Genomic DNA, 488 nt, shown 5'->3' with positions numbered 1-488 from the left:
CAATACCCGGGATCGGGCCACTTACCGCGTCGGCCCTTGCAGCCTCGATCGGCAACGCCGGATCTTTTCGCAGCGGCCGCGAACTTGCTGCATGGCTGGGTTTGGTGCCGCGTCAGCATTCTTCGGGTGGCACGCCGCGTCTGCTGGGCATCAGCAAGCGCGGCGATACGGCATTACGAACACTTCTGATTCACGGCGCCCGCGCGGTTACTCGTATGGCAGCGAGCAAACCCGAAATGGCCGATTCCTGGGTGTTGAAACTGTGTCGTCGCCAGCACAAAAAAATCGCTGCTGGCGCTCGCGGCAAAGAATGCACGGCGTGGGCCATGCTGATACGAAATCAGCCCTTTCAGGCGGACCATGAGAGGTGGCGCCGGAATTTCGGACAAGGTCGGTAAGTGGAACGGTCGGGGCCTGAGCTGGTCATAGGGACCAGCAAAAGGAACCCAAAGATGGCAAAAAGAAGCCGCCGGTCGCATAGCCCGGCA

General features: G+C 60.7%; 1 protein-coding gene. It reads left to right on the top strand.

Translation table 11 applies throughout. From position 1 onward, the window contains the following. Window positions 1-398: transposase (locus VSR82_RS40035; RefSeq protein ID WP_498858930.1), on the top strand; the 398-nt coding region annotated here is incomplete at its 5' end. Between the last annotated feature and the right edge of the window lie 90 nt (window positions 399-488).

The sequence above is a fragment of the Burkholderia sp. JPY481 genome, from assembly GCF_038900515.1.
GTDB classification, from domain to species: domain Bacteria; phylum Pseudomonadota; class Gammaproteobacteria; order Burkholderiales; family Burkholderiaceae; genus Paraburkholderia; species Paraburkholderia youngii.
Note: the sequence above shows the minus strand (reverse complement) of the source record. Positions and strands in the feature narration are given on the sequence as shown.